This is a genomic window from Pseudomonas sp. SLBN-26, assembly GCF_006715895.1.
GTDB lineage: Bacteria > Pseudomonadota > Gammaproteobacteria > Pseudomonadales > Pseudomonadaceae > Metapseudomonas > Metapseudomonas otitidis.
Map to the genome: position 1 here is coordinate 5,857,705 of NZ_VFOB01000001.1, position 26,368 is coordinate 5,884,072.

The window sequence follows — 26,368 nt, forward strand, 5'->3', positions numbered from 1 at the left end:
GAACCAACCGCGACGGCGCCCCAGGGCGCCGTCCGTCAAAGCAGAGTACGGAGTGCGTTATGGCTGGTCATTCCAAGTGGGCCAACATCAAGCACCGCAAGGGTCGGCAGGACGCCAAGCGGGGCAAGATCTTCACCAAACTGATCCGTGAGCTGACCGTGTCGGCCAAGCACGGCGGCCCGAACCCGGCGGACAACCCGCGTCTGCGCCTGGCCGTGGACAAGGCGCTGACCGCCAACATGCCGCGCGACACCATCGATCGCGCCATCGCCCGTGGTGCCGGCAACAACGATGCCGACAACATGGCCGAGCTGACCTACGAGGGTTACGCGCCCAGCGGCGTGGCCATCATCATCGAGGCCATGACCGACAACCGTAACCGCACTGCCGCCGAAGTGCGCCACGCCTTCACCAAGTGCGGGGGCAACCTGGGAACCGACGGTTCCGTCGCCTACATGTTCGACCGCAAGGGCCAGATCAGCTTCGCACCCGGCGTCGACGAAGATGCGCTGATGGAAGCAGCCCTGGAGGCCGGTGCCGAGGACGTGGAAATGGGCGAGGATGGTTCCGCTCTGGTATCCACCAGCTTCCCCGACTTCCATGCCGTGAACGAGGCCCTGCAGGCTGCCGGGTTCAAGGGTGAGGAAGCCGAGATCGCCATGATCCCGTCCATCAGCGCTCCCATCGCCGACCTGGAGACCGCCCAGAAGGTGCTGAAGCTGATCGACATGCTCGAAGACCTCGACGACGTGCAGAACGTCTATCACAACGCCGAGATCCCCGACGAGATCATGGAGCAGCTGGACTGAGTTCCAGCCTGCGCCTGAAGCCGGAAGTCGCCTCGTGCGCTTCCGGCTTTTTTGTTGGAGGGCCGGTCCGTATACTCGCGGCTGGATAAATAGACAGTGTGCTGGTTCGCCGGCACGTGGAGAGACGGGCGGCATGACCCTGATTCTTGGTATCGACCCGGGTTCGCGCATCACCGGCTACGGTGTGGTGCGCGACACCGGGCGAGGGTGCGAGTACGTCGCTTCCGGCTGCATACGCACAGGGGCGGGCCCGCTGCAGGAGCGCCTGCAGATCGTCTTCCGTGGCGTGCGTGAAGTGATCCAGACCCACGGCCCCGTCACCATGGGCATCGAGCAGGTGTTCATGGCACGCAATGCCGACTCCGCCCTCAAGCTCGGGCAGGCCCGGGGGGCTGCCATCGTGGCGGCGGTGGAGGAGGGGCTGGAGGTGGCCGAGTACACCGCCAGCCAGGTGAAGCAGGCCATCGCCGGCACCGGCGGCGCCGACAAGCAGCAGGTGCTGATGATGGTCATGCACCTGCTCAAGCTGGTGCAGAAGCCGCAGATCGACGCCTCCGACGCCCTGGCCATCGCCCTCTGCCACGCCCACCATCGGCAGAGCCTGATTCCCCATGGACTGGCCACCGCCAAGCGGCGCAGTGGCCGCCTGCGTTTGTAACCTCATTTAAGGACGCTCTTCGTGATCGGACGTTTGCGTGGCACCTTGGCGGAGAAACAGCCGCCGCACCTGATCCTCGACGTCAATGGCGTCGGCTACGAACTGGAAGTGCCCATGACCACCCTCTACCGCCTGCCCAGTGTCGGCGAGCCCGTCACCCTGCACACCCACCTGGTGGTGCGTGAGGACGCGCACCTGCTCTACGGCTTCTACGAGCGCCGTGACCGGGAGCTGTTCCGCGAGCTGATCCGCCTCAACGGCGTCGGCCCCAAGCTGGCCCTGGCACTCATGTCCGGGTTGGAGGTGGATGAACTGGTTCGCTGCGTGCAGGCCCAGGACACGTCCACGCTGGTGAAGATCCCCGGCGTCGGCAAGAAGACCGCCGAGCGCCTGCTGGTGGAGCTCAAGGACCGTTTCAAGGCCTGGGAGAACATGCCCACCATCGCCCCGCTCATTGTCGAGCCTGTAGCCGGTGCCGGTGTTTCCAGCGCCGAAAGCGACGCCCTCAGCGCCCTCATCGCCCTCGGCTTCAAGCCGCAGGAAGCCAGCCGCGCCGTCGCTGCGATCAAGGAAGAAGGGTTGTCCAGCGAGGAAATGATCCGCCGCGCCCTGAAAGGAATGGTGTAAGCCCCGATGATCGAAGCCGACCGCCTGATCACTGCCAGTAGCCGCGACCGCGACGAACAGCTGGACCGTGCCATCCGCCCGCTGAGCCTGGCCGACTACATCGGCCAGCCGGTGGTGCGCGAGCAGATGGAGCTGTTCATCAAGGCCGCCAAGGGGCGGGGGGAGGCCCTGGACCATACCCTGATCTTCGGTCCGCCCGGCCTGGGCAAGACCACCCTGGCCAACATCATCGCCCACGAGATGGGCGTCTCCCTCAAGAGCACCTCCGGCCCGGTGCTGGAGCGACCAGGCGACCTGGCGGCGCTGCTGACCAACCTCGAAGCGGGCGACGTGCTGTTCGTCGACGAAATCCACCGCCTCTCGCCCGTGGTCGAGGAAGTGCTCTACCCGGCGATGGAAGACTTCCAACTGGACATCATGATCGGCGAAGGCCCGGCGGCCCGCTCCATCAAGCTCGACCTGCCGCCCTTCACCCTGGTAGGAGCCACCACCCGCGCCGGGATGCTGACCAACCCGCTGCGGGATCGCTTCGGCATCGTCCAGCGCTTGGAGTTCTACAACACCCAGGACCTCTCCACCATCGTGGCGCGCTCCGCCGGCATCCTCGGCCTGCACATCGAGCCGGAGGGCGCCTTCGAGATCGCCCGTCGCGCCCGTGGCACGCCGCGTATCGCCAACCGCCTGCTGCGCCGCGTGCGGGATTTTGCCGAAGTCCGGGCCCAGGGGCAGATCACCCGCGTCATCGCCGACCAGGCGCTCAACCTGCTGGATGTGGATGAGCGTGGCTTCGACCACCAGGACCGGCGTCTACTGCTGGCGATGATCGACAAGTTCGACGGTGGCCCGGTCGGCGTCGACAGCCTCGCTGCTGCCATCAGCGAAGAGCGGCACACCATCGAGGACGTGCTGGAGCCCTACCTGATCCAGCAGGGCTACATCATGCGCACCCCGCGCGGACGGGTGGTCACCCGGCATGCCTACCTGCACTTCGGCCTGAAGCTGCCGGGGCGGCTGCTGGAGGAGCCCTCGGGGGATTTGTTCACCCCGGGTGACGAATGAACATCCCTGCGGTCGAAGCGTGCGTCGGAATGGCGCAAAAACAGTTGTCGGGCCGGATTGGCAACCCTTGGAGTAAGCACTAGAGTATGCGCGCGCAAAATGAGGCCCCACCTTTCGTGCATCGGAGCCGCGTCTATTACGAGGACACCGATGCCGGCGGCATCGTCTATTACGTCAACTACCTCAAGTTCATGGAGCGGGCTCGAACCGAGTACCTGCGGAGTCTGGGTTTTGCCCAGTCCGAGCTGGTCGGGGAGAACCTGTTGTTCGTCGTGCATTCGGCCGAAGCGCGTTACCACAAGCCGGCCCGCCTGGACGATGAACTGGCCATCAGCGCCGAAGTGATCGAATTGAACCGTGCGAGCCTGAAGTTTCGTCAACAGGTGAGGCGGGTTACGGATGATGCGCTGCTCTGCGAAGGGCAGTTCCTGGTGGCCTGTGTGCGCGCCGACAGTTTGAAACCCCGGGCGATCCCCGAAGCGCTGCGTGAAGCCTTCGCCGCCGTACCGGGCCAATCCCCTGCAGGAGACTAAGCGTGGAAGCCAACGTCGTCGACCATACCTCCATGTGGAGCCTGATCAGCAACGCCAGCCTCGTGGTGCAACTGGTCATGCTCACCCTGGTGGCCGCCTCGGTCACCTCGTGGATCATGATTTTCCAGCGCAGCAACCTGCTGCGTGCGGCCAAGAAGTCCCTGGAGGCCTTCGAGGAGCGCTTCTGGTCGGGCATCGACCTGTCCAAGCTGTACCGTCAGGCCGGCAGCAACCCGGATCCGGATTGCGGCGTGGAGCAGATCTTCCGTGCCGGTTTCAAGGAGTTCTCCCGCCTGCGCCAGCAGCCCGGCGTCGACCCGGATGCGGTGATGGAGGGCGTGGCTCGCGCCATGCGCGTGGCCATTTCCCGTGAAGAGGAAAAGCTCGAGCAGAGCCTGCCGTTCCTCGCCACCGTCGGCTCCACCAGCCCCTACATCGGCCTGTTCGGCACCGTCTGGGGGATCATGAACTCCTTCCGCGGCCTGGCCCAGGTTCAGCAGGCCACCCTGGCGACCGTTGCCCCCGGCATCGCCGAGGCCCTGATCGCCACCGCCATCGGCCTGTTCGCGGCGATCCCGGCGGTCATCGCCTACAACCGCTTCTCGGCCCGTGGCGAAACCCTGATCGGTCGCTACTACACCTTCGCCGACGAGTTCCAGGCCATCCTGCACCGCAAGGTGCACACCAGCGACGAGTGATAGACGCAGGTTCAACGAAAGGACAGGTTCCAAGCCATGGCCAGAAACCGCCATAAACGCAAGCCGGTCGCCGAGATGAACGTGGTGCCCTACATCGACGTGATGCTGGTGCTGCTGGTCATCTTCATGGTGACGGCGCCCATGCTCAACCAGGGCGTCAAGGTCGACCTGCCCAAGGTCTCCAGCGAGGTGCTGCCGCAGGACAACAACTCCCGCGTGCTCACCATCTCCATCAAGGCCGACAAGACCTACTACTGGAACATGGGCGAGGAAGTCGACCCGGATCAGGGCAAGGGCAGCGAAACCGCCACGGCGCTGCCGGACCTGGTGCGCACCGTGACCGCGATCATGAGCCAGAACGCCAGCCAGGGTAAGAAGGTTCAGGTCTTCGTCCGGGGTGACAAGGCGGTCGACTATGGCTCCGTCATGGCGGTCATGGGTGGCCTGCAGCAGGCCGGCGTCGGCAATGTCGGGCTGATCACCGAGGCGCCCTGATGCATCAGCAGAGCGAACGCTCCCCCTCTGAAAGCTACTTCTGGCCCGTCGTATGGGCTGTCGGGCTGCATGTGCTCATCTTCGGCATGCTCTTCGTCAGCTTCGCCTTCACCCCGGAGCTGCCGCCGGCGCGCCCCATCGTCCAAGCCACCCTTTACCAGTTGAAGTCCCAGAGCCAGGCGACCACCCAGACCAACCAGAAGATTGCCGGCGAGGCCAAGAAGACCGCGGCTCCGATGTATGAAGCCGAGCAGCTGGAAATGAAGAAGGCGGAAGAGCAGAAAGTGGCTGCCGCCAAGGCCGCGGAACAAAAGAAAGCCGAGGAAGCTCGAAAGGCGGCAGAAGCCAAGAAAGCCGAAGAGACGAAGAAGGCCGAGGACGCCAAGAAGGCGGCTGAGGAAGCGGCCAAGAAGCAGCAGGCCGACATCGCCAAGAAGAAGGCCGAGGAAGAAGCCAAGAAAAAAGCCGAAGAGGAGGCCAAGAAGAAGGCCGCCGAAGAGGCGAAGAAGAAAGCGGCTGAGGACGCCAAGAAGAAGGCGGCCGAGGAAGCGAAGAAGAAAGCCGCCGAGGATGCCAAGAAAAAGGCAGCCGAAGAGGCCAAGAAGAAAGCGGCGGAAGAAGCCAAGCGAAAGGCGGCCCGTGACCAGAAGGCGGCTGCGTTGGCGGAGCTGCTTGGAGATAAGGTCGAGAACCAGCAGGCGCCCGCTGACGAGGTGGGTGATACCACTTCTGGTAATTATGATGATCTTATCCGGCTGAGAGTATCTGAACTCTGGACTCGACCTCCGTCAGCTCGTAACGGTATGTCGGTGCAGGTTCAAATTAATATGCTGCCTGACGGCACCATCACAAACGCAACAGTTGTGCGCTCTAGTGGTGACCCGTCGTTCGACCAGTCGGCCGTCAGCGCGGTTAGGAATGTGGGCCGTATTCCAGAAATGCAGGGTATGAAGCCCTCTGAGTTCAATATTTACCGCTCATTCAAAATGACATTTACCCCTGAGGACCTGGAGTAGTGATGAAAATTCTTAGAGGTTTTCTTCTAATCGCGCTCTGCTTGGCAGGCTTCGCCAACGCTGAAGAGAAAAATATTCTTATTTCGAAAGGGGTAGATAGGGCCGTTCCAATCGCTGTCGTCCCGTTCGGCTGGCAGGGCGGCACCGTGCTGCCGGAAGACATGTCCGAGATCATCGGCAACGACCTGCGCAACTCTGGCTACTTCGAGCCCATCCCGCGTCAGAACATGATCAGCCTGCCGACCCAGGCAGCCGAAGTGATCTACCGCGACTGGAAGGCGCTGGGCGCCCAGTACGTGCTCGTCGGCAGCATCGTGCCGGCTGCAGGTCGCCTGCAGGTGCAGTTCGCCCTGTTCAACGTCGCGACCGAGCAGCAGGTGTTCGCCGGAACCGTCAGCGGTTCCACCGACCAGCTGCGTGACATGGCCCACTACGTCTCCGACCAGGCCTTCGAGAAGCTCACCGGTGTGAAGGGCGCCTTCTCCACCCGCATGCTGTATGTCACCGCAGAGCGCTTCTCGGTGAACAACACCCGCTACACCCTGCAGCGCTCCGACTATGACGGCGCCCGCGCCGTGACCCTGCTGCAATCCCGCGAGCCGATCCTATCGCCGCGCTATGCACCGGATGGTCGTCGCATCGCCTATGTCTCGTTCGAGCAGAAGCGTCCGCGCATCTTCATCCAGCACATCGATACCGGTCGCCGCGAGCAGATCACCAACTTCGAAGGCCTCAACGGTGCGCCGGCCTGGTCGCCGGAAGGCAATCGCCTGGCGTTCGTCCTGTCCAAGGACGGCAACCCGGAGATCTACGTGATGGACCTGGGCAGCCGTCAGCTGCGCCGCGTCACCAATCACATGGCCATCGACACCGAACCCTTCTGGGGCGCCGACGGCCAGACCCTGTACTTCACCTCCGACCGTGCCGGCAAGCCGCAGATCTACAAGGCCAACATCAACGGTGGAGAACCGCAGCGCGTGACCTTCGTGGGCAACTACAACGCCAACCCGAAACTCTCCGCTGACGAGAAGACCCTGGTGATGATCCACCGCCAGGATGGCTTCACCAACTTCAAGGTGGCCGCCCTCGATCTGACCCGTGCCGGGGCCGCTCCGCGCATCCTTTCCAACACCTCGCTGGACGATTCGCCCACTGTTGCGCCCAACGGCACCATGCTAATCTACGCCACCCGCCAGCAGGGCCAGGGAGTCCTGATGCTCGTGTCCACCAATGGGCGCGTGCGGCTTCCAATTCCAACCGTTCAAGGCGATATCCGCGAACCGTCCTGGTCGCCGTACCTGAACTGACGCGGTGCTGACTATTTGCTTTTTGCTAAACACACTGGGGCTCATTAGGAGTTACAACGATGGAAATGATCAAGTTCGGTAAATTCGCAGCACTGGCTCTGGCCATGGCCGTAGCAGTAGGTTGCTCCTCCAAGGGCGGCGAAAACTCCGGCGAAGGCGCCGTAGATCCGAACGCTGGCTACAACGCCAACAACAGTGGTCTGGATTCCAGCCTGAGCGAAGAAGCCGCTCTGCGCGCCATCACCACCTTCTACTTCGAGTACGACAGCTCCGACCTGAAGCCGGAAGCCATGCGCGCTCTGGACGTACACGCCAAGGACCTGAAAGCCAACGGCAACCGCGTTGTCCTGGAAGGCCACACCGACGAGCGCGGCACCCGCGAGTACAACATGGCTCTGGGTGAGCGTCGTGCCAAGGCCGTTCAGCGATACCTGGTTCTGCAGGGCGTTTCCCCGGCTCAGCTGGAGCTGGTTTCCTACGGTGAAGAGCGTCCGGTTGCCACCGGCAACGACGAGCAGTCCTGGGCTCAGAACCGTCGCGTAGAGCTGCGTAAGTAATAGCTATGCGCAAGTGCCGTCGTGCTTTGACTGTATTGGCCCTGGGTAGCCTGCCCTTCGCAGCGCTCGCCGAGGTTCCCGTGGTGGACGGAAACAACGCCGGTTACGGCGCCTATCCGCCCGCTGGTTATGGTACGAACGGCGCCTATGCCGGGACCGGGGCGCAAGCCCCGGTTTCCGCGCAAGGCGAGCTGTTCATGCAACTGCAGCAGATGCAGGAAGAGATCGGTCGCCTGCGCGGCATGGTCGAAGAACAGCAGAACGAGATCCAACAGCTGAAGCAACAGAGCCTGGAACGCTACCAGGACCTGGACAGCCGGCTGAGCTCTGGCGCCGCAGGTGCCCCGGCTCCGGCCCAACAGAATGCTCCCGCCGATGGCGCCATCAACGCCGCCGGTGCCCCGGCCGCTCCCGCCCAGCAACCTGCTGCGAGCAACGAGCCTGCCGACCCCGCCAAGGAAAAGCTCTACTACGAAGCCGCCTTCGACCTCATCAAGGCCAAGGACTTCGACAAGGCCAGCCAGGCCTTCACCGCTTTCCTGCGCAAATACCCCAACAGCCAGTACGCCGGTAATGCCCAGTATTGGCTCGGTGAAGTGAACCTGGCCAAAGGCGACCTGCAAGGTGCTGGCCAGGCCTTTGCCCGGGTCAGCCAGACCTACCCGCAGCACGCCAAGGTGCCCGACTCGCTCTACAAGCTCGCCGATGTCGAGCAGCGCCTGGGTAACGCCGACAAGGCCAAGGGCATCCTCCGCCAGGTGATTTCCCAGTACCCGGGCACTTCGGCTGCCCAGCTGGCCCAGCGCGACCTGCAGCGTCTTCGCTGAGTCCCTCGCGTCCATCGAGAAACCCGCGCCCGTCGCGGGTTTTTTCGTTTAGAATCGCCGCCCTTCTTACCCGCAACGGAGGCGGATGGCCTGTTTCGCCGTCACGCCCGTGGCCCTTATGCAACAGACCCTGCGAATCACCGAGATCTTCTACTCGTTGCAGGGGGAGACGCGTACCGCCGGCTTGCCGACGGTATTCGTGCGCCTGACCGGCTGTCCCCTGCGCTGCCTGTACTGCGACACCGCCTATGCCTTCAATGGCGGGCAACTCCAGTCCCTCGACGACATCCTCGAGCAGGTGGCCGCCTACCGGCCGCGCCATGTCTGCGTCACCGGGGGTGAGCCGCTGGCCCAGCCCAACTGCATCCCGCTGCTGGCGCGCCTGTGCGATGCCGGCTACGAGGTGTCCCTGGAGACCAGCGGCGCGCTCGACATCGCCGCCGTCGACACCCGCGTGAGCCGCGTGCTTGACCTCAAGACGCCCGGCTCCGCCGAAGTCGCGCGCAACCGCTACGAGAACATTGCCCAGCTCACCCCGAACGACCAGGTGAAGTTCGTCATCTGCTCCCGTGAGGACTACGACTGGGCGGTCTCCAAGCTCATCGAGTACCGCCTTGAACAGCGGGCCGGCGAGGTGCTGTTCTCCCCCAGCCACCACCAGGTGGACGCGCGCCAACTGGCCGACTGGATCGTGGCGGACAACCTGCCCGTCCGCCTGCAACTGCAGCTGCACAAGATTCTCTGGAACGACGAACCGGGACACTGACATGAGCGACAAGAAAGCGGTCATCCTTCTTTCCGGCGGCCTGGATTCCGCCACCGTCGTAGCCCTGGCCCGTGCCGACGGCTACGCCTGCTACACCATGAGCTTCGACTATGGCCAGCGGCACCGGGCCGAGCTGCGGGCAGCCGAGCGCGTTGCTCGCCAGCTGGGTGTCGTGGAGCACAAGGTCATCGGCCTCAACCTCAACGGCATCGGCGGTTCGGCGCTGACCGACGACAGCATCGCCGTGCCGGAGAGCCCCACCGAGGGCATCCCCGTCACCTACGTGCCGGCACGCAACACCGTGTTCCTCTCCCTGGCGCTGGGCTGGGCTGAAGTGCTGGGCGCGCGCGACATCTTCATTGGTGTGAATGCCGTGGATTACTCCGGCTACCCGGACTGCCGCCCCGAGTTCGTCGATGCCTTCGAGCGCATGGCCAACCTCGCCACCAAGGCGGGTGTGGAAGGGCAGGGGTTCCGTATCCAGGCGCCGCTGCAGAACCTCTCCAAGGCCGAGATCATCCGGGCCGGTATCGCCCAGGGGGTGGACTACGGCCTGACCGTTTCCTGCTACCAGGCCGACGACCAGGGGCGTGCATGCGGCAAGTGCGACAGCTGCCGGCTGCGCGCCGCAGGCTTTGCGGCGGCCGGCGTGGAAGATCCGACACCCTATTTCTGAAAAATTTTTCCGAGGGGTGTTGAATTCCTGAATAAAATCAGTATTATACGCCTCGCGTTGGGTCGTTAGCTCAGTCGGTAGAGCAGTTGGCTTTTAACCAATTGGTCGTAGGTTCGAATCCTACACGACCCACCATACAAGGCCTCGAAGAGGCCAGCAGAAGCGGGAAGATCGAAAGGTCTTCCCGCTTTTTCGTTGTGGCGCCGCAGCCATCCACCCCGTCATTGATCTGCGCTATCATCCGCCGCCCGCGTGCCTGACCGTCGTCCGGCCCGTGGTTCTACATGGCTTCCACGCTCAGGCGTCCCGCAGGTCCGCAGACATGTCCCAGCTCTCCGAACGTTTCCTCGTCCAGGCCCACCTGGCGGCCAAGCAACCCCGGCAACTGACGCCCGAAGAAGAGACCCAGCTGCGCCAGGCGATCGCGGCCGAGCTCAAGGCGCAGAACGCCGTCCTGGTGGCCCACTACTATTGCGACCCGGTCATCCAGGCGCTGGCGGAAGAGACCGGCGGCTGCGTCTCCGACTCCCTGGAGATGGCGCGCTTCGGCAACCAGCACGCTGCCCAGACCGTCGTGGTCGCTGGCGTGCGCTTCATGGGCGAGACCGCCAAGATCCTCAACCCCGAGAAACGCGTGCTGATGCCGACCCTCGAGGCCACGTGCTCCCTCGACCTGGGCTGCCCGGTGGATGAGTTCTCCGCCTTCTGCGACCAGCACCCCGAGCGCACGGTCGTCGTCTATGCCAACACCTCTGCAGCCGTGAAGGCGAGGGCGGACTGGGTCGTCACCTCCAGCTGTGCGCTGGAGATCGTCGAGAGCCTGATGGACAACGGCGAGAAGATCCTCTGGGCCCCCGACCAGCATCTGGGCCGCTACATCCAGCGTGAGACCGGCGCCGACATGCTGCTGTGGGACGGTGCCTGCATCGTCCACGAGGAGTTCAAGGCCAAGCAGCTCGAAGACATGAAGGCGCTCTACCCGGACGCCGCCATCCTGGTGCACCCGGAGTCGCCCGAGTCGGTCATCGAGCTGGCCGATGCCATCGGCTCCACCAGCCAGTTGATCAAGGCCGCCCAGACGCTGCCGAACAAGACCTTCATCGTCGCCACCGACCGCGGCATCTTCTACAAGATGCAGCAGCTTTGCCCGGACAAGCAGTTCATCGAAGCCCCCACCGCCGGCAACGGTGCCGCCTGCCGCAGCTGCGCCCATTGCCCGTGGATGGCCATGAATACCCTGGAGCGCACCCTGCAGTGCCTGCGTGAAGGCAGCAACGAGATCTTCGTCGACGCCGCGCTGATCCCTCGTGCCGTCAAGCCGCTCAAGCGCATGCTCGATTTCACCCAGGCCGCCCGCATGAAGCTCAGCGGCAACGCCTGAGCCCACGGCGCCCAAGAAAAAGCCCGGACGATGTCCGGGCTTTTTCGTTTCGGCGCAGGCTCAGCGCATCATCTGCTTCACCGCCTTCTGCTGCTCGATCAGCTCCTGCTGGCGCGCGTCGATGCGGGCGGCCAGCGGGAAGTTGCTGCTGGCCCGGCGCTTGGCGAAGTCCAGTTGCTCGATCGCCTGATCGAAATCTCCCACCAGGGCGAAGTATTCGGCACGGGCCTGGTGCAGGCCGATGGTGTTGCCGGCCAGGCCGCGCACTTCCGCCACCTGGTACCAGATGTCCGGGTCGTTGGCGCGGGTGCGGGCCAGGTCGTCCAGCACCTTCTCGGCGTCCTGGGGCTTGTTCTGCTTCAGCAGCAGGTCCACCCGGGCCTGCTTCAGCGGGTAGCTGGCAGGGTAGAGGCCGAGCAGCCGGTCCACCCGCTTCTGCGCGTCCGGCAGGCGGTTGGCGGTGATGTCCAGGTCCACCTGGGCCAGGTTGTAGGCCACCTCGTTGGGTGCCTTGGCCAGCAACTGCGTCAGCGCCTCGCGGGCTTCGTTCAACTGGCCGGCCTTGATCTGGGCGATGGCCAGGCCGTAGCGCGCCGCGTCCAGCTTGGGATCGCTGTCCAGCATGGCGCGGAAGCGCTTGGCGGAGATGCCCGGGGTTTCCTCGAACATCAGCTGCACCCGCGCACGCATCAGCTGGTAGCGCAGGCTGTTCTCCACACCGCCAGCAGGCAGCTGCTCGGCGCGGTTGCGGGTATCGGCGATACGGGATTCGGTCACCGGGTGGGTCAGCAGGAATTCCGGCGGCTTGGAGTCGTAGCGGTACTGGCGCATCAGCCGCTCGAACATGTTCGGCATGGCGCGTGGGTCATAGCCGGCCTTTTCCAGGTTGAGCAGGCCGATGCGGTCGGCCTCCTGCTCGTTCTGGCGGGAGAAGCGCCGCTGCTCCTGGATGGCCGCTGCCTGGGTCGACATGATCGCCGCCATGCCCGCGTCACCGGCGCCGGCCGCTGCCGCGACGATGCCGGCGAGCATCGCTGCCATCACCGGGATCTGCATGCGCTGTTGGGCTTCCACCCCGCGTGCGAAGTGGCGCTGGGACAGGTGCGCGAGTTCGTGGGCCATGACCGAGGCGTATTCGGCTTCGTTGGGCGCATAGAGAAACAGGCCGCCGTTGACGCCGATGATCCCGCCGGGGGCGGCGAAGGCGTTCAGTTGCGGGCTTTTCAGCAGCACGAATTCCAGGCGGCGGTCCTGCAACTGGCTGGACTCGGCCAGCCGGTAGACGCTGCTTTCCACGTATTCCTTGAGCTGCGGGTCGGGCAGTTGCTCCACCTGTGCGCGCAGCAGGCCCAGCCAGGCACGGCCCAGCTTGTGTTCCTGGTCGGGCGAAACGATGGAGGAGCTGGCATCCCCCAGCGAGGGCAGGTCATCGGCCATGGCCGGCGTGGCGAGGAGACAGGCAAGCGCTAGCAGGGTAGGGCGCAACGGGTTCATGCACGGTGGCTCGTAGCGGCAAAGGCGTAAATGTAGCTTTCATTCCGCTCGGCTGGCCAGCGCAGAGAACGCTTCTGTATCCTAGGCGCCCTTCTGGAGATGCCCCATGACCGACGCCGTCCCCTTCGACGCCGAGCTGGATGCCAGTGGGCTCAACTGCCCCCTGCCGTTGCTCAAGGCCAAGCTCGAACTCAACCGCCTCGCCAGCGGCCAAGTCCTCAAGGTCACCGCCACCGACGCCGGTTCGCAACGCGATTTCCGTGCCTTCGCCCGCCTGGCCGGACACGAGCTGCTGCACGAGGACGCCGCCGACGGCGTGTTCCGCTACTGGTTGCGCAAGGCCTGAGCGCCGCGTTCGAGGGATTCCGATGTTCAAGGTGCTTCGTGACTGGGTGCAGCGCTACTTCTCCGATGAAGAGGCCGTGGTGCTGGCCGTCTTCCTCGTGCTGGGCTTCACCCTGGTGCTCACCCTCGGCAACATGCTCGCCCCGGTGCTTGCCGGCCTGGTGCTCGCCTTCCTGATGCAGGGGCTGGTCAACCAGCTGGAGCGCCTGCGGATGCCGGGCCCGGCGGCCGTCTGGGTGGTGTTCACCCTGTTCATCGGCCTGCTGGCGCTGTTCCTCGTGGTGCTGCTGCCGCTGCTCTGGCAGCAGTTGAGCAACCTCTTCAACGAGTTGCCGCGCATGCTCGGGGAGTGGCAGTCGCTGTTGTTGCTGCTGCCGGAGCGCTACCCGCACCTGGTGACCGACGAGCAGGTGCTCAACGCCATCGAGGTCACCCGCAGCGAGATCGGCAAGTTCGGCCAGTGGGCGCTGACCTTCTCCCTCTCCAGCCTGCCGCTGCTGGTCAACCTGATGATCTACCTGGTGCTGGTGCCGATCCTGGTGTTCTTCTTCCTCAAGGACCGCGAACTGATCCTGCGCTGGCTGAGCGGCTACCTGCCCCGCGAGCGGCAGTTGATGACCCGCGTGTGGAAGGAGCTGCACCAGCAGATCGCCAACTACATCCGTGGCAAGGTCATCGAGATCGTCATCTGCGGCGGCGTCACCTACGTCGCCTTCGTTTCCCTCGGGCTCAACTACGCCGCCCTGCTGGCGCTGCTGGTGGGCCTGTCGGTGGTGGTGCCCTACATCGGCGCCGTGGTGGTCACCGTGCCGGTGGCGTTGATCGGCCTGTTCCAGTGGGGCTGGGGCGACCAGTTCATCTACCTGATGGTCCTCCACGGCATCATCCAGGCCCTGGATGGCAACGTGCTGGTGCCGCTGCTGTTCTCCGAAGCGGTCAACCTGCACCCGGTGGCCATCATCTGCGCCGTGCTGCTGTTCGGCGGGCTGTGGGGCTTCTGGGGCATCTTCTTCGCCATCCCGCTGGCCACCCTGTTCAAGGCCGTGCTGGATGCCTGGCCACGTACTTCTGCGGAGCCGGCCGGGCCTGCGCCCATCATGTGACGGGCAAAAAAATGCCGCGAAGATTCGCGGCATTTTTCATTGCGGCGGGGGCTCAGGCCTTGTTCAGCGCCTGCGCAGCGGCCAGCACCTCGTCGGCATGGCCCGGCACCTTCACACCGCGCCATTCCTGGCGCAGCACGCCGTCCTTGTCAATCAGGAAAGTGCTGCGGTCGACGCCCAGGTACTCCTTGCCGTAGAGCTTCTTCTGGCGAATCACGTCGAACAGCTGGCACAGCGCCTCGTCCTTGTCCGAGATCAGCTCGAAGGGGAAGGCCTGCTTGCACTTGAAGTTCTCGTGGGACTTCAGGCCATCGCGGGAGACGCCGAAGATCACCGTGTTGGCGGCTTCGAACGCGCCGTGGCGATCACGGAAGTCCTGGCCCTCGGTGGTGCACCCCGGGGTGCTGTCCTTCGGGTAGAAGTAGATCACCACCTGCTTGCCACGCAGGGCAGACAGCTTCACTTCCACGCCACTGGTGGCGGCAGCGGTGAAATCGGCGACAGGCTGGTCGAGGCTCACGGCCATGGGAAAGCTCCTCTGTTCAGGGGTGTTGCGGACGCCACGGTTCGATCAGCGCGTCCAGGTTCAACGCATCGGCGAAGTCCAGGAACTGATCGCGCAGCCAACTGATCTGGGTGCCGGCCGGCAGCGTCACGGTGATGGTCGCGTTGAGCATCGTGCCCATGGTCTGCGGCGCCTGGTAGGTGTCGCAGGTCAGGTTCTCGATCTCCACACGGTGGTCGAGGAAGAACTGGCACAGCTCGCTGAGGATGTCCGGGCGGTACACCGCGCTCACATAGGCGACGTACGGCATCGAGTTCGGACGCGGCTCCAGCAGGCCGCTGCGCACCATGTGGGTGGTGAAGTCGTGGCGCTTGGCCAGGGCCGGTACACCGGACTCCAGGCGCGCCAGCGCATCCCAGCTGCCGGAAACCTGCAGCACCAGGGCGCAGTACTCGCCGTGGCGGGTCATGCGGCTGCTGACCACGGCACAGCGGTTTTCCTGGCTGGCGCGGCAGAGCACGGTGGTCAGGTCCATCGGGTTCCGGCCAAGGGCACTGATCACGAGGAATTGTTCGCGGGGCGGGGTGGTGGACATGCAGCGTTCCTAAAGCGAGGGGAGGGCGGCGAGGCCGCGTCTATCAAAGCGGGAAGGGTAGCGAAAAGCGCCGCCAAGGGGAATGCTGGCAGGCCCCGTGTCACCTTGTGCTGGACCCAGGCCGCCAGTACCATTACCGCTCTCTTTTTCCGGCAGGAGCGGTTGCATGATTGCGGGCAGTATGGTGGCGCTTGTCACGCCCATGGACGCGCAGGGTCAACTGGACTGGGCGAGCCTGGCCAAGCTGGTGGATTTCCACCTCCAGGAAGGCACCAACGCCATAGTCGCGGTCGGCACCACGGGCGAATCGGCCACCCTGGATGTCACCGAGCACGTCGAAGTCATCCGCCGCGTGGTGGATCAGGTCAACGGCCGTATCCCGGTCATCGCCGGCACCGGCGGCAACTCCACCCGTGAGTCGGTCGAGCTGACCGCCGCCGCCAAAGACGTAGGCGCCGATGCCTGCCTGCTGGTGACCCCCTACTACAACAAGCCGACCCAGGAAGGCCTGTACCAACACTTCCGCCACATCGCCGAATCCGTAGCGATCCCCCAGATCCTCTACAACGTTCCCGGCCGCACCGTCTGCGACATGCTGCCCGAGACCGTCGAGCGCCTGGCCAAGATCGGCAACATCATCGGCATCAAGGAAGCCACCGGCGACCTCAAGCGCGGCCAGGAAGTACTGGATCGCGTCAGCAAGGACTTCCTCGTCTACTCCGGTGACGACGCCACCGCCGTCGAGCTGATGCTCATGGGCGGCAAGGGCAACATCTCCGTCACCGCCAACGTCGCCCCCCGCGAGATGGCCCAGCTCTGCGCCGCCGCCATGGCCGGCGATGCCGCCACCGCGCGTGGCCTGAACGACAAGCTGATGCCGCTGCACAAGGCCCTGTTCATCGAGTCCAACCCGATCCCGGTCAAGTGGGCGCTTCACGAAATGGGCCTGATCCCGGACGGCATCCGCCTGCCGCTCACCTGGCTCAGCCCCCGCTGCCACGAACCCCTGCGCCAGGCCCTGCGCCAGTCCGGCGTGCTTGCCTAACCCTTGGAGCAACAACGCATGAAGCGACTGGCCGGACTCTCCGCGCTCGCCCTGATGATCTCCAGTACCAGCGGTTGCGGCTGGCTCTGGGGCGAAAAAGGCTACTTCCGCGACCGCGGCAACGACTACCAGGAAGCGCGCCAGGCCGCGCCCATGCAGCTGCCGGCGGATGCCGACAGCAAGCGGCTCGACCCGCTGCTGCCGATCCCGGCCAACGTCGCCGACAACCGCACCGACCCCGACTACGAAGTCCCGCGCCCGCAGCCCCTGCAGGTGCGTGGCGAAGTCAGCGAGTACAGCCTGCAGAAGAGCGGCGATTCCCGCTGGGTCGTCGCCCAGCGCGTACCGGCCGAAGTCTGGCCGGTGGCCCGCCAGTTCTTCGAGGACGGCGGTTTCCGCATCGCCGACGAGCGCCCGCAGACCGGTGAATTCAGCACCGCCTGGCAGCGCCTCGACCAGCTCTCCGCTCCCCTGGCCCGCCGCCTCGGCAGCCGCGTGAGCGGCCTGGAGCCCGACAGCGAAGTGCGTGCCCGCGTGCGCATCGAGCCCGGCGTGCAGCGCAACACCTCCGAGATCTTCATCCTCACCACCAGCCGCCCGGCTGGCAGCAGCGCCGACACCGGCTGGCCGAGCCGTTCCGACAGCCCGGGCCTGGAAGCCGCGCTGATGGACGAAATGCTCGCCACCCTGGCCCGCAGCGCCGAACAGGGCGGCTCCGTCTCCCTGCTCGCCGCCCGCGACTTCGACGCCCCCAGCCGCGTCACCCTCACCCAGGACGGCAGCGGCAACCCCGTGCTCAACCTCGGTGCAGACTTCGACCGCGGCTGGTCCAGCGTCGGCCGCGCCCTGGAGATGGGCGACGTCCGCGTCGACGACATCAACCGCAGCCTAGGCGTCTACTACATCAACCTCGCCGAGGGTGCCGAGAAGGACAAGGAGCCCGGCTTCTTCAGCCGCCTGTTCGGCAGCGCGCCGAGCAAGGAAGAGATCGAAGCCCGTGCCGAGCGCTACCAGGTCCGCCTGACCCGCGTCGGTGAGAGCGTCCAGGTCACCGTCGAGAAGGACCTCAACACCGTCGCCCCCGCCGACGTGGCGCGCCGCGTGCTGACCCTGATCCAGGAAAACCTCGGCTGACAGCCGAAACCGGGCGGCCCTTGCGCCGCCCGGCATCCAATGGCCGGCCCCGTGCAGGCTGCGGAACCCGATAGGCGAAACCCCGGTTTCGCCTGTTTCGTTTGATAGAGGCGGAAAACGACATGACCACTCCCAGCACCCTGAGCCTGAAGAAGATCTATTCGGGCAAGGTCCGCGACCTGTACGAGATCGACGACAAGCGCATGCTCATGGTTGCCACCGACCGGCTCTCCGCGTTCGACGTCATCCTCGACCAGCCCATCCCCGAGAAAGGCAAGATCCTCACCGCCATCTCCAACTTCTGGTTCGACAAGCTCAGCGGCATCGTCCCCAACCACTTCACCGGTGACCGCGTCGAAGACGTCGTCCCCGCCGCCGAGCTGCCCCTCGTCGAAGGCCGCGCCGTCGTCGCCAAGCGCCTCAAGCCCGTCGCCGTCGAAGCCATCGTTCGTGGCTACATCGTCGGTTCCGGCTGGAAGGAGTACCAGAAGAGCGGCACCGTCTGCGGCATCCAGCTGCCGACCGGCCTCAAGGAAGCCTCCAAGCTGCCTCAGCCGATCTTCACCCCCTCCACCAAGGCCGCCGTCGGCGACCACGACGAGAACATCTCCTTCGAACAGTGCGAAGCCATCATCGGCAAGGAACTGGCCGCCAAGGTCCGTGACACCGCGATCGCCCTGTACAGCACCGCTGTCGAATACGCCGCCACCCGCGGCATCATCATCGCCGACACCAAGTTCGAATTCGGCATCGACGAAGACGGCACCCTGACCCTGATGGACGAAGTGCTCACCCCCGACTCCAGCCGCTTCTGGCCCGTCGAGAGCTACGTCGAAGGCAAGAACCCGCCCAGCTTCGACAAGCAGTTCGTCCGTGACTGGCTCGAGTCCACCGGCTGGAACAAGGAGCCGCCGGCCCCCGCCGTACCGGCCGACGTCGCCCAGAAGACCGCCGACAAGTACCGCGAAGCCCTCACCAAGCTCACCGCCTGAGCCGAGGGTGCGCCCCCGCCTGCCGTCCCCGATAACGGAGCGGCAGGCGGCTGGAAGCCCGACCTGCTGCAAGCATCTGAAACCACGCGAAAAAATCGCCTCATGGGCTTCGCCATCGGCGGATGAGCTGGTATGATGCGCGCCGTTCGGGAAGATGCCGGAGTGGCCGAACGGGACGGATTCGAAATCCGTTGTGTCAGCAATGGCACCTAGGGTTCAAATCCCTATCTTCCCGCCATACACAGCAAAGCCCCTGGTTCGAGAGAGCCAGGGGCTTTGTGCTTTCCGCGCCGGTGCTTTCAGTCACCCGACTGCATCCAGGCTGGTAGATCCCGATGGCTGTGCGGGACGCGCCACACATCGATGTGGTCTTCGCGTTCCATGTAGAACACCAGATAGGGATAGCGCCCCAGTGCCCATGAGCGCAGCCCCGGCAGGTCGAGTTCATGGGCGTACCGCGATGAGCCCGCCTCGGGATGGCGACCGATGCGCTTGTACGTTCTCTCCAGCGCGTCGATGAAACCGAGTGCCGCCTGCTCGGCGCCTTCGCTGAGGTAGTAGCTGATGGCGTCGTCGATATCCTGGTTGGCCCGTGCACGGGGGATGATGGGTTTGGCCTTCATGCCTTGGCATTCCGGACCCGGTTGCGCAGTGCTTCGAAGTAGGTGTCGTCAGCCGGAGTGGCAGGGGATGACGAGGCGCCCTCCAGGAGCAGGTTGCGCAGGCGCTGACGATCCTGGTCCTTGCGGATCAGCTCGCGCACGTACTCACTGCTGGTGCCGTAGCCGCGCTGGCTGACCTGTTCGTCGACGAAGCTCTTGAGGCTGTCGGGCAGGGAAATGTTCATGGTGCTCATCGCGTTCACCCTTTGGCAAAAATTGCCAAAGAATCTTAGCACCGGATACCGCAGGCCATTGTCGCAGAGCCCTGGGTCAGTCGTCGGCAACCCGGCCCCATGCCCAGCAAGACCCCAGGCCGCTTCGTGCTTTCAGGCATACCCGTGTGCTCCTGGCGCGGGCAGGGGGCGCTGCACCAGCACCTTCATCCGGCGGATGTCCGACCAGAACAGCTCATCCGGAAACGGCCCCGGCGCCAGCGCGTCCTTCACCAGGAAGTAGCCCTCCTCGCAAACCCCTTCCACCGGCACCACCACACCCACGATGTGGTAGCAGCAGAACAGCGGATGCGGCACTTCTTCCCAGTGCAACTCCATCACCACCGTCTGCCCCAGGTTTGCCAGGGCTCTGACGGTATCCAAGGACTCGTTGTTCATTTCTCTTCCCCTCCGGATTCCCAAACGCCGAATAGACTTGCGCGCTTTCCAAGGGCGGCCAGGGGAGCCGCAAAGAAGTCTTTGGGATGCATGAGTTGACTCCGATTATGCCTAAAGGGATCACGGTGGTTTATCTGTATTGGGATGGGATCACGGTGGTTCCATTGCTGTCAATACCACGGTGGTCCATCCTCCCGCGAATGAGCAGAGAAGACCCCCAATTCAAACTGAGAATGCCTGTCCAGCTGCGCGCCCAGGTGGAGCAGGCAGCCAAGACTTCAGGCCGATCACTGAATGCCGAGCTGGTTGCCCGCATCGAAGCCAGTTTTCTTGGCGAGTCCGCTACCGAGAAGTTGATGCCTGCCGCCAGAGCAAGGGAATTGGCGCTGATGGCGAGAGCGGGATTGCCGGATGAGATTCGTAGAAGAGCGATTGAGGCCATCGCGCGTGCCGTCAGGCTGGGTCATGACGGGGTGACGGTTGATGTCGGAGACCTGGGATTGAACTTCGGGCTTTCAGAGGCTGACCTGTCTCGCCTCATGGGGGATGTGCTGCAAGAGCTGTCTGAGGCGGGCTACAAAGCGAGCTGGGAAGAGACAGCTTCTATTGGCATCAAGTTTTGAGACGGCAACGTTCTGAGTAGCCACGAACTGCCGGACCTATTTATTGAGTCCACCTTCACCGCTCTGAAAGAAGACATGTGCGCAATCTAGTCAGCGCACGCTGGACGTGTGCTTGGTCGAGAAGGTGGGGCAGGGAAACTGCCCCTTCAGGAGGCCGAGCGGAGTCGTTGCGCAGGGGGACGAGCGGCATGGATGCCGCGAGAGGCGCGTCAGGCCATGGATGGCCCATCGCGCCGGCCCCCGTAGCAACGATGGAGCGAGGGGAGTCCCGCGAAGCGGGACCCGGATGCAGGGGCGAGCCCTTTTGGTTACTTTTCTGGGCGATTGAGAAAAGTGACTCGCCTGGGAAGGCGAAACAAAAAACATCAGCAGAACTCGATAACCAGCTTGACCCTCATCTGCCCACCCTTGCGTTGCTCATCGCCCCACCTCGTACTCCATCGGATAGTCGAACGGCTCCCGCTCCACCTGCTCCGGCCACAACCACTGCGCATCTACGCAACCCTGACGCTGGTAGAACAGCACCGTCTCCCGTGCCGAGTGGGAAGAGACGTACAGGTGCTGGAAGCCCTTGCGACGAGCCTCTTCAAGGCAGCAGGCAAACAGCAGGCGCCCGATGCCCCGACCACGCTCGCTGGCCTCGACGTGAAACTCCCTCAGCGGGTGGTAACGCCCGCCGGGATCGACAGGCGCGCCGTCCACACAGGCAAAGCCGACGACCCGCCCCTTACAGGTCGCCAGGCAGACCATGCCGCCGTTGGCCAGTACGGCCCGCAGCGTGTCCTTCACCTCCTGGCGTTCGGCCGTGGACCAGTCGTCGATGAAGGGATCGGCGCTCTCTACCGCGCGTCCCGCCTGCAAGCGAATGACCCGATCCACCACCTGCCGCCGCTCGAAGGTGAAAACGAAGTCCAGGTCCGAATCGGCTACCGGGGAGGTGTGAAGGGTGATGTCCGGGGGGCGGCTCATGGGCTTCCTGCTGGCAGTCGAGGGGCGGCCGAGCATGGTAATGCAGCACGCAAAGCATTCGTATCGGGTGCTGTGAATCGATGCGCATCGCGTAGCTCAGCGCATCCTACGGGGCGTGGGGGAGGTTGTACGTAGCTGGGGCGTGCTTCATCGATCCACTGTTCCCGGGCTGAAGCCCGGGCTACGGGTGAGCGTCGGTGTGGGGGAGATGCGCATCGCGTAGCTCAGCGCATCCTACGGGGTGGGGGGAGATTGTGCGTGGGTGGATCGCGCTTCATCGATCCACCCTGCCCGGGCTGAGCCCGGGGCGCCGTTGGGCTACAGCCCGTATTGCACGCCGAGCATCAGCGACTGGGCGTTGTACTGGGTGCTGACGTCGCCCGGTGGCAGGCCTTCGATGTCGCCGAAGTGCGCAGTGCGGGTCTGCAGGTAGCGGTAGTCCATGGAGACGGACCAGTGCGCGTCCCACTGGTAGGCGACGCCGGCGCCCAGCTGCCAGGTGCCGACGTCGTCGCGGTGGGTGGCGCCGAAGGACACGCCGTTGGCCTCCAGGTCGCGGATGGTCAGGCGGGTGTAGCCCACGCCGCCACCGATGTACGGCTTGATGCGGGTGAAGCCCTCGGGCATCGGCAGGTCGTACCAGAGGTTGGCCATCAGGCTGCTGCCGGCCTCCTGGCCCTTGCCGTCGATCTTGCCGCCGCCTTCGTACACGCGGTCGGCGAACTGGTCCAGGCTGTTGCGCCGGTAGGCCAGCGCCAGCTCCGGGCGCAGGCCGATGGGGGAGCGCCAGCCCACGGCCAGGTCCACGGCATAGCCGGAGGACAGCGGCTGTTCGTAGTCCATCTGCACGAAGTCCAGCGAGTTCTGCCGCAGGTTCTGGTGGGCCACCCAGTTGGCGCCGCCCAGCAGGCTGACGTACAGGCCGCTGTCATCGGCGAGGGCCGGGGTGCACAGGCCCAGCAGCAGGGGGAGGGGAGCAAGGCGTCGAAGCGATAGCGTCATGGTGGTCTCGGTTCGGGGTGGGAAGGGGTCGGTTCAGCGCGTAGCGCGCAGCGGCTCGCGGGTGTCCTGCACCGCGCGGGCTTCGGCCAGGCTTCGCAGGTTGCGCAGGGCCTGGCCCATGGCGGCCTGCAGCAGGCGCCGTACCAGCGAGCGGTAAAAGACGCTCAGCCGCCCCTCGATGCGCGCGGCATGGACCACATGGGTCTCGGTGCCGATGGGCGTCAGGTAGTGGCTGAAGGTCAGGCGCATGCCCAGCAGGCGGGCGGTGTTGGTGTAGCTGCGCAGGGGCGTCACCTGGGTGATCTGCAGCGGCATCTTCAGGCCGTTCTTCAGCACGCAGAGCCCCTGGGTGCCCACGCGGAAGGGGCCGTCCAGGGTGCATTGGCGCACGTCGGTGTCCCATTGCGGCGCGTTGGCCACGTCCTCCCACAGCTGCCAGATGGTGCTGGCGGGGGCGTTCATGCGCAGTTCCACTCTCACGTCACTCATGGTCTGTTCTCCTCGGGTCGATGGGCCGGCCTCAGGCCGGGTGCGCCTGCCGGCTGAGCACCTGGGCGGTCACGGTGGCGGCGCCGAGCGGTTGGCCGTCGGCCTCCAGCTCGATGACGATGCGGTTGGTCTTGAAGGCCTGGGCGTTGGCCGGCAGCGCGCTCTGCGGCGCCAGGGCCAGCGCCTGCCGGCGACCGATGGAGCGGGCCAGGGTGAAGTCGAGCACCAGCAGGTTCATGGGCGTCTTCAGCGGGATGCGCAGCGCGCCGTGGGCGATCTGCATGTAGGCCTGCCGGGCGATCTCCAGGAAATACACCATGGAGTGCTGCCGGGGGTGGCCGTCCTCGAAGAACTGCCCCGGCGGGATGGGGCATGCCAGCACCCGCGCCTGCGGGTCGATGTCGCCGACCAGCACGTTCTCCGCGCGGGCCTTGTGCAGCCAGTCCTGTCGCTGGCAGGGGCGTACCGGTGCGAGCGCCCCCCCGGAGGGCGGCACCTGGCCGGGGCTCAGCATCAAGGTGCAGGTGCACATCAGCTGCTCGTCCTGCATCACCCGCGCGGTGTAGCCGTGGGGGCCGTTCTGCTGCAGTTCGATGTCCACCGGGCGTTCCTTCATCACGTAGCGCTGGAAGCGCACGTTCAGCCCGCGGATGAACACCGCGTCGCCGCGCAGGGCCGGCACCGCGTGCTCCATCAGCTGCAGCACGCCTTCGATCAGCAGGATGCCGGGCACGTGGTCCAGCGGGTGGTCGAAGAAGTACGGATGACCCTCGTCGACCCGCAGGGTGGCGTTCAGGCTCTGCGGGCTGCGCCGCAGCACATGGGTGATCACCGTGTTGCGCTCGCTGCGGCGCCAGCTCTCGCCGGGCGCGCGTGCCAGCGGGTCGGGGCGGATGGCCAGCAGCTCGCGCAGGGCACGGCTGCGCAGGTGCAGGCTGCTGAGCAGGGTACGGGTGAGGGTGTCACCGAGGCCGATCAGGTCGACGCCGTCCTCCAGGCCCGGTTCGGCGGGGAGCAGTTGCGCCGCCGGCGCGAGTACCGCGGGGGCTGTGTGAGGCTTGGCGAAACGCAGGGTGAAGGCCGCCCGTGGCGTGGCCGGGGCCGGCGGTGCCTGCCAGGTGGCCAGGCACTCGGCCTGCAGCCAGCAGAGCACCCGCTCGCCGTCGCGCACCTCCACCAGCCGCTCGCCGGGTTCGCCCAGCAGGGCCTGGAGCAGGGTGGCGATGCCCGAGGCTTCGGCCAGGTAGCCGGTGAGTGCCTGCAGCGGGTCGTCTGCCGGGCCCGCCTGCACCTGGCAGGTGAGCAGGCGGGCGCCCGGGGCGATGCCCAGGCGCTCGGCCGCCTGCTGGCGGTCGGTGGCGGCACTGCCCGGCAGTGCTGCGACGAGCCGCAGCAAGGGCGCCTGGGGGCCGTCGGCCCGGTAGCGCTGCAGGGCCAGCACGCCCAGGCCCTCGCCCTGGGGCACCGGCGTGTCGGCCAGCGCGAGCAGCTCGCTGGCGCCGCTGATGAAGCGGCCCGCGCCCAGCAGCAGGGTGTCGATGCCCCGCTCGAACCAGTGCGGCGCCGCCAGCAAGGTGTGCCAGAACAGCCCCGGGCCGCCGGCCAGGGTCTGGTGGAAGCCGCGCAGGTCGAAGAACTTGGCGGGATAGCCGGAGAGCAGGCTGGGCAGCATGCTGGCTACGTCCGCCACCTCGATGCCCGGCGCCGGCCCCTGGCCTTCGCGGTAGTGACGCTCCGCCTCGCTGTAGGCGTTGGTGAAGCGTTCGCCGCCCAGGTTGCAGCACATGACCATGGCGGTGCGGTCCGAGGCGGCGGTGCCCGGCAGGCGCTTGAGCAACTGGCCGACGCGGTCGGTCACCAGCAGCTTGAACGGGTCCACATGGGCGAGGGGGCGGGGGCCCATGCCGTAGCCGTCGATGTCGATCACCCGGTCACGCGCCAGGAACTGCCCGGCCCGCACCGCCACCTGCGGGGCCTGGGCGCCGAAGCGGCCCTGGGGAAAGGGCAGCGGCGCCTGCGGGCCCTGGCGCAGTGCCTGGCCGAACTCGGCGAGGGAGCTGCCACCGGCCAGGGCGGCCTCGGCCTCCACCACCATCAGGTCGAGGCGGATCGGCTCCTCGGAGCGGGCCGGCGCGGGCACCGGTGCCGCAGCGGGCCGGTAGGCCTCCACCACCATGTGCGCATTGGCGCCGCCGAAGCCGAAGCTGGAGAGGCCGATGCGCAAGGGCTGCTCCCCCGCCGCCAGGGCCTGGGGTTGCCCCTCCACCAGGCGCAGGCAGGTGTCGGCCAGTTTGCCGCTGCCGGCGTAGGCCACCTGGGGTGGTAGCGTGCCGTGCCGCAGCATCAGCAGGGCCTTGGCCAGGGACGGACCGCCGGCGGCGGCAAGGGTGTGGCCGATGTTGGCCTTGATCGAGCCGAGGGGAATGGGCCCGGCGACATGGGGGCCGAAGAAGCGCTGCAGCGAGCCGATCTCGGTGGCATCCCCCAGGGGCGTGCCGGTGCCGTGGCTCTCGATGTAGCCCACGCTGGCCGGGTCCAGCCCGGCCCAGGCGCGCTGGTAGGCGGTGTACTGGGCCTGCTTGCCAGGGGTGAAGACCGAGCCTTCGGCGCCATCGGCGGAGAGCCCCAGGGCGCGCATCAGGCCCAGGGGCGTGCGGGCGCCCTCCAGTGCCCGTTGCAGCGGCTCCAGCAGGAAGGCTACGGCGCATTCGCCGGGGACGATGCCGTCTGCCTCCGCGCCGAAGGCCTGCAACTGCGCCCGGGGCGAGAACGCGGTGAGCTGGGAGAAACCCAGGTACAGCGGCGGCGGCATCAGGGTGTTGAGGGCCATGACCACCACCTGCTCCGCCTGGCCGCTGTCCATCAGCCCCTGGGCCAGGTCCACGGCATAGATGAACGAACTGCAGGCGGTGTCCACCGTCAGGGCCGGGCCGCCCAGGCCGCAGGCGTCGGCCAGCCGTGCCACCTGGTCGGCGGGCGTCAGCCCCGGGCGGGGGGCGTTGGCCGGGTCGGCACTGGCGAGGAAGTAGCTCTCGTCACTCCAGGAGGTGGCGACGATCAGCGCCGTGCGCGCACGCGGCAGCGTGGCGAGCGGTTCCAGCAGCTCCTCCAGCACCGCGCAGCCGATGGCCAGCTGGCGACCGTCGCTCAACTGCTCCGGTTCGTCGCCACCCAGGCCGTGGACCTGGTGCAGGTAGACCCGGTCCTTCTCGCCGGGGCGGGGGTGGTGGATCGCCTCGCGGGCCATGCGCCAGCGTCGCAGCAGGTCCTGCTGCGGGGCGCGCTGGCCCTGGCGGAGCAGCTTCCACAGTGCGTCGATGCTGGGGGCTCCGGGGAAGGTGCCGGCCATGGCGCTGAAGCACAGCGGGGCAGGGGAGGGGGCCGTCATGA

At 65.8% G+C, this 26,368-nt stretch carries 30 protein-coding genes and 2 tRNA genes; 22 read left to right on the top strand and 10 right to left on the bottom strand.

Features of this window, described 5'->3' with window-relative positions:
• The first annotated feature begins 59 nt into the window (after positions 1-59).
• The 15 genes from FBY21_RS27195 to nadA all read left to right on the top strand — a co-directional run bounded on the left by FBY21_RS27195 (position 60) and on the right by nadA (position 11,409).
• The gene (locus tag FBY21_RS27195) at positions 60-809 is read left to right on the top strand and encodes a YebC/PmpR family DNA-binding transcriptional regulator (RefSeq protein ID WP_044414115.1); all 750 of its coding nucleotides are present in this window, start codon (positions 60-62) and stop codon (positions 807-809) included.
• A 133-nt stretch (positions 810-942) separates the two neighbouring features.
• Positions 943-1,467 carry a crossover junction endodeoxyribonuclease RuvC gene (ruvC, locus tag FBY21_RS27200; protein WP_069562198.1) on the top strand — a complete coding sequence of 175 codons (525 nt, stop codon included), beginning with the start codon at positions 943-945 and terminating at the stop codon, positions 1,465-1,467.
• Positions 1,468-1,488: 21 nt separating this feature from the next.
• Entirely contained in the window at positions 1,489-2,094 is a 606-nt protein-coding gene (ruvA, locus tag FBY21_RS27205; protein WP_044414109.1) for a Holliday junction branch migration protein RuvA, read from the top strand.
• A 6-nt stretch (positions 2,095-2,100) separates the two neighbouring features.
• The gene (gene ruvB, locus FBY21_RS27210) at positions 2,101-3,153 is read left to right on the top strand and encodes a Holliday junction branch migration DNA helicase RuvB (protein WP_044414106.1); all 1,053 of its coding nucleotides are present in this window, start codon (positions 2,101-2,103) and stop codon (positions 3,151-3,153) included.
• An 86-nt stretch (positions 3,154-3,239) separates the two neighbouring features.
• The gene (gene ybgC / locus FBY21_RS27215) at positions 3,240-3,686 is read left to right on the top strand and encodes a tol-pal system-associated acyl-CoA thioesterase (RefSeq protein WP_044414103.1); all 447 of its coding nucleotides are present in this window, start codon (positions 3,240-3,242) and stop codon (positions 3,684-3,686) included.
• A gap of 2 nt (positions 3,687-3,688) precedes the next feature.
• Positions 3,689-4,384 (top strand): protein TolQ, encoded by a 696-nt coding sequence (gene tolQ, locus FBY21_RS27220; RefSeq protein WP_044414101.1) that lies wholly within the window; start codon positions 3,689-3,691, stop codon positions 4,382-4,384.
• Positions 4,385-4,420: 36 nt separating this feature from the next.
• Positions 4,421-4,879 carry a protein TolR gene (gene tolR, locus FBY21_RS27225; RefSeq protein ID WP_044414098.1) on the top strand — a complete coding sequence of 153 codons (459 nt, stop codon included), beginning with the start codon at positions 4,421-4,423 and terminating at the stop codon, positions 4,877-4,879.
• The gene (gene tolA / locus FBY21_RS27230) at positions 4,879-5,895 is read left to right on the top strand and encodes a cell envelope integrity protein TolA (RefSeq protein WP_142015418.1); all 1,017 of its coding nucleotides are present in this window, start codon (positions 4,879-4,881) and stop codon (positions 5,893-5,895) included. The genes tolR and tolA overlap by 1 nt, the downstream gene beginning before the upstream one ends.
• A gap of 2 nt (positions 5,896-5,897) precedes the next feature.
• Positions 5,898-7,202, top strand: a complete 1,305-nt coding sequence (gene tolB, locus FBY21_RS27235; RefSeq protein WP_044414092.1) for a Tol-Pal system beta propeller repeat protein TolB — start codon at positions 5,898-5,900, stop codon at positions 7,200-7,202.
• Positions 7,203-7,261: 59 nt separating this feature from the next.
• Positions 7,262-7,759: a peptidoglycan-associated lipoprotein Pal gene (pal, locus tag FBY21_RS27240; RefSeq protein WP_044414089.1), complete on the top strand. Its 498-nt coding sequence runs from the start codon at positions 7,262-7,264 to the stop codon at positions 7,757-7,759.
• A gap of 5 nt (positions 7,760-7,764) precedes the next feature.
• Positions 7,765-8,586 (top strand): tol-pal system protein YbgF, encoded by an 822-nt coding sequence (gene ybgF, locus FBY21_RS27245; RefSeq protein WP_142015421.1) that lies wholly within the window; start codon positions 7,765-7,767, stop codon positions 8,584-8,586.
• Positions 8,587-8,704: 118 nt separating this feature from the next.
• Positions 8,705-9,352 carry a 7-carboxy-7-deazaguanine synthase QueE gene (queE, locus tag FBY21_RS27250; RefSeq protein WP_142015426.1) on the top strand — a complete coding sequence of 216 codons (648 nt, stop codon included), beginning with the start codon at positions 8,705-8,707 and terminating at the stop codon, positions 9,350-9,352.
• A gap of 1 nt (position 9,353) precedes the next feature.
• Positions 9,354-10,028, top strand: a complete 675-nt coding sequence (gene queC / locus FBY21_RS27255; protein WP_142015430.1) for a 7-cyano-7-deazaguanine synthase QueC — start codon at positions 9,354-9,356, stop codon at positions 10,026-10,028.
• 59 nt (positions 10,029-10,087) lie between these two features.
• Positions 10,088-10,163: transfer RNA gene (locus FBY21_RS27260), tRNA-Lys, on the top strand.
• Between the two features lie 187 nt (positions 10,164-10,350).
• Positions 10,351-11,409 (top strand): quinolinate synthase NadA, encoded by a 1,059-nt coding sequence (nadA, locus tag FBY21_RS27265; protein WP_044414080.1) that lies wholly within the window; start codon positions 10,351-10,353, stop codon positions 11,407-11,409.
• A gap of 60 nt (positions 11,410-11,469) precedes the next feature.
• On the opposite strand, the gene FBY21_RS27270 is transcribed toward nadA, so the two are convergent.
• Positions 11,470-12,903 carry a M48 family metalloprotease gene (locus tag FBY21_RS27270; protein WP_044414076.1) on the bottom strand — a complete coding sequence of 478 codons (1,434 nt, stop codon included), beginning with the start codon at positions 12,901-12,903 and terminating at the stop codon, positions 11,470-11,472.
• A gap of 106 nt (positions 12,904-13,009) precedes the next feature.
• Between FBY21_RS27270 and FBY21_RS27275 the strand changes: the two genes are divergently transcribed.
• Positions 13,010-13,249, top strand: a complete 240-nt coding sequence (locus FBY21_RS27275) for a sulfurtransferase TusA family protein (RefSeq protein WP_044414073.1) — start codon at positions 13,010-13,012, stop codon at positions 13,247-13,249.
• Between the two features lie 22 nt (positions 13,250-13,271).
• Positions 13,272-14,351: an AI-2E family transporter gene (locus FBY21_RS27280; protein WP_074971884.1), complete on the top strand. Its 1,080-nt coding sequence runs from the start codon at positions 13,272-13,274 to the stop codon at positions 14,349-14,351.
• A gap of 52 nt (positions 14,352-14,403) precedes the next feature.
• Here the strand turns inward: FBY21_RS27280 and FBY21_RS27285 are convergent, their stop codons facing one another.
• Both FBY21_RS27285 and FBY21_RS27290 read right to left on the bottom strand, forming a co-directional pair.
• Positions 14,404-14,877, bottom strand: a complete 474-nt coding sequence (locus FBY21_RS27285; RefSeq protein ID WP_142015434.1) for a peroxiredoxin — start codon at positions 14,875-14,877, stop codon at positions 14,404-14,406.
• Between the two features lie 16 nt (positions 14,878-14,893).
• Positions 14,894-15,451, bottom strand: a complete 558-nt coding sequence (locus tag FBY21_RS27290; protein WP_044414064.1) for a glycine cleavage system protein R — start codon at positions 15,449-15,451, stop codon at positions 14,894-14,896.
• Positions 15,452-15,617: 166 nt separating this feature from the next.
• Between FBY21_RS27290 and dapA the strand changes: the two genes are divergently transcribed.
• The 4 genes from dapA (at position 15,618) to FBY21_RS27310 (ending at position 18,860) form a co-directional block, all read left to right on the top strand.
• Positions 15,618-16,496, top strand: a complete 879-nt coding sequence (gene dapA, locus FBY21_RS27295; protein WP_044414061.1) for a 4-hydroxy-tetrahydrodipicolinate synthase — start codon at positions 15,618-15,620, stop codon at positions 16,494-16,496.
• An 18-nt stretch (positions 16,497-16,514) separates the two neighbouring features.
• The gene (bamC, locus tag FBY21_RS27300; protein WP_044414059.1) at positions 16,515-17,630 is read left to right on the top strand and encodes an outer membrane protein assembly factor BamC; all 1,116 of its coding nucleotides are present in this window, start codon (positions 16,515-16,517) and stop codon (positions 17,628-17,630) included.
• Between the two features lie 122 nt (positions 17,631-17,752).
• A complete protein-coding gene (locus FBY21_RS27305; protein ID WP_142015439.1) occupies positions 17,753-18,622 on the top strand; it encodes a phosphoribosylaminoimidazolesuccinocarboxamide synthase in 870 nt (289 codons plus the stop codon).
• A gap of 148 nt (positions 18,623-18,770) precedes the next feature.
• Positions 18,771-18,860 (top strand) — tRNA-Ser (locus FBY21_RS27310).
• A gap of 61 nt (positions 18,861-18,921) precedes the next feature.
• Here FBY21_RS27310 and FBY21_RS27315 read toward each other — a convergent pair.
• The 3 genes from FBY21_RS27315 to FBY21_RS27325 form a co-directional block, all read right to left on the bottom strand.
• Positions 18,922-19,245, bottom strand: coding sequence for a type II toxin-antitoxin system RelE/ParE family toxin (locus tag FBY21_RS27315; protein ID WP_142015442.1), 324 nt, complete (start codon positions 19,243-19,245; stop codon positions 18,922-18,924).
• Positions 19,242-19,478: a type II toxin-antitoxin system ParD family antitoxin gene (locus FBY21_RS27320; RefSeq protein WP_142015445.1), complete on the bottom strand. Its 237-nt coding sequence runs from the start codon at positions 19,476-19,478 to the stop codon at positions 19,242-19,244. Before FBY21_RS27320 ends, FBY21_RS27315 begins: the two co-directional genes overlap by 4 nt.
• A gap of 132 nt (positions 19,479-19,610) precedes the next feature.
• Entirely contained in the window at positions 19,611-19,895 is a 285-nt protein-coding gene (locus FBY21_RS27325; protein WP_186355576.1) for a hypothetical protein, read from the bottom strand.
• 86 nt (positions 19,896-19,981) lie between these two features.
• Between FBY21_RS27325 and FBY21_RS27330 the strand changes: the two genes are divergently transcribed.
• Positions 19,982-20,518 (top strand): Arc family DNA-binding protein, encoded by a 537-nt coding sequence (locus tag FBY21_RS27330; RefSeq protein ID WP_232104215.1) that lies wholly within the window; start codon positions 19,982-19,984, stop codon positions 20,516-20,518.
• 417 nt (positions 20,519-20,935) lie between these two features.
• On the opposite strand, the gene FBY21_RS27335 is transcribed toward FBY21_RS27330, so the two are convergent.
• From FBY21_RS27335 to FBY21_RS27350, 4 genes are all read right to left on the bottom strand, one after another.
• The gene (locus FBY21_RS27335) at positions 20,936-21,487 is read right to left on the bottom strand and encodes a GNAT family N-acetyltransferase (RefSeq protein ID WP_160158625.1); all 552 of its coding nucleotides are present in this window, start codon (positions 21,485-21,487) and stop codon (positions 20,936-20,938) included.
• A gap of 318 nt (positions 21,488-21,805) precedes the next feature.
• Positions 21,806-22,489 carry an outer membrane protein gene (locus FBY21_RS27340; protein ID WP_044405569.1) on the bottom strand — a complete coding sequence of 228 codons (684 nt, stop codon included), beginning with the start codon at positions 22,487-22,489 and terminating at the stop codon, positions 21,806-21,808.
• 33 nt (positions 22,490-22,522) lie between these two features.
• Positions 22,523-22,978, bottom strand: coding sequence for an SRPBCC family protein (locus FBY21_RS27345; RefSeq protein WP_142015451.1), 456 nt, complete (start codon positions 22,976-22,978; stop codon positions 22,523-22,525).
• A gap of 31 nt (positions 22,979-23,009) precedes the next feature.
• Entirely contained in the window at positions 23,010-26,366 is a 3,357-nt protein-coding gene (locus tag FBY21_RS27350) for a beta-ketoacyl synthase N-terminal-like domain-containing protein (protein WP_142015454.1), read from the bottom strand.
• Positions 26,367-26,368 lie beyond the last annotated feature (2 nt).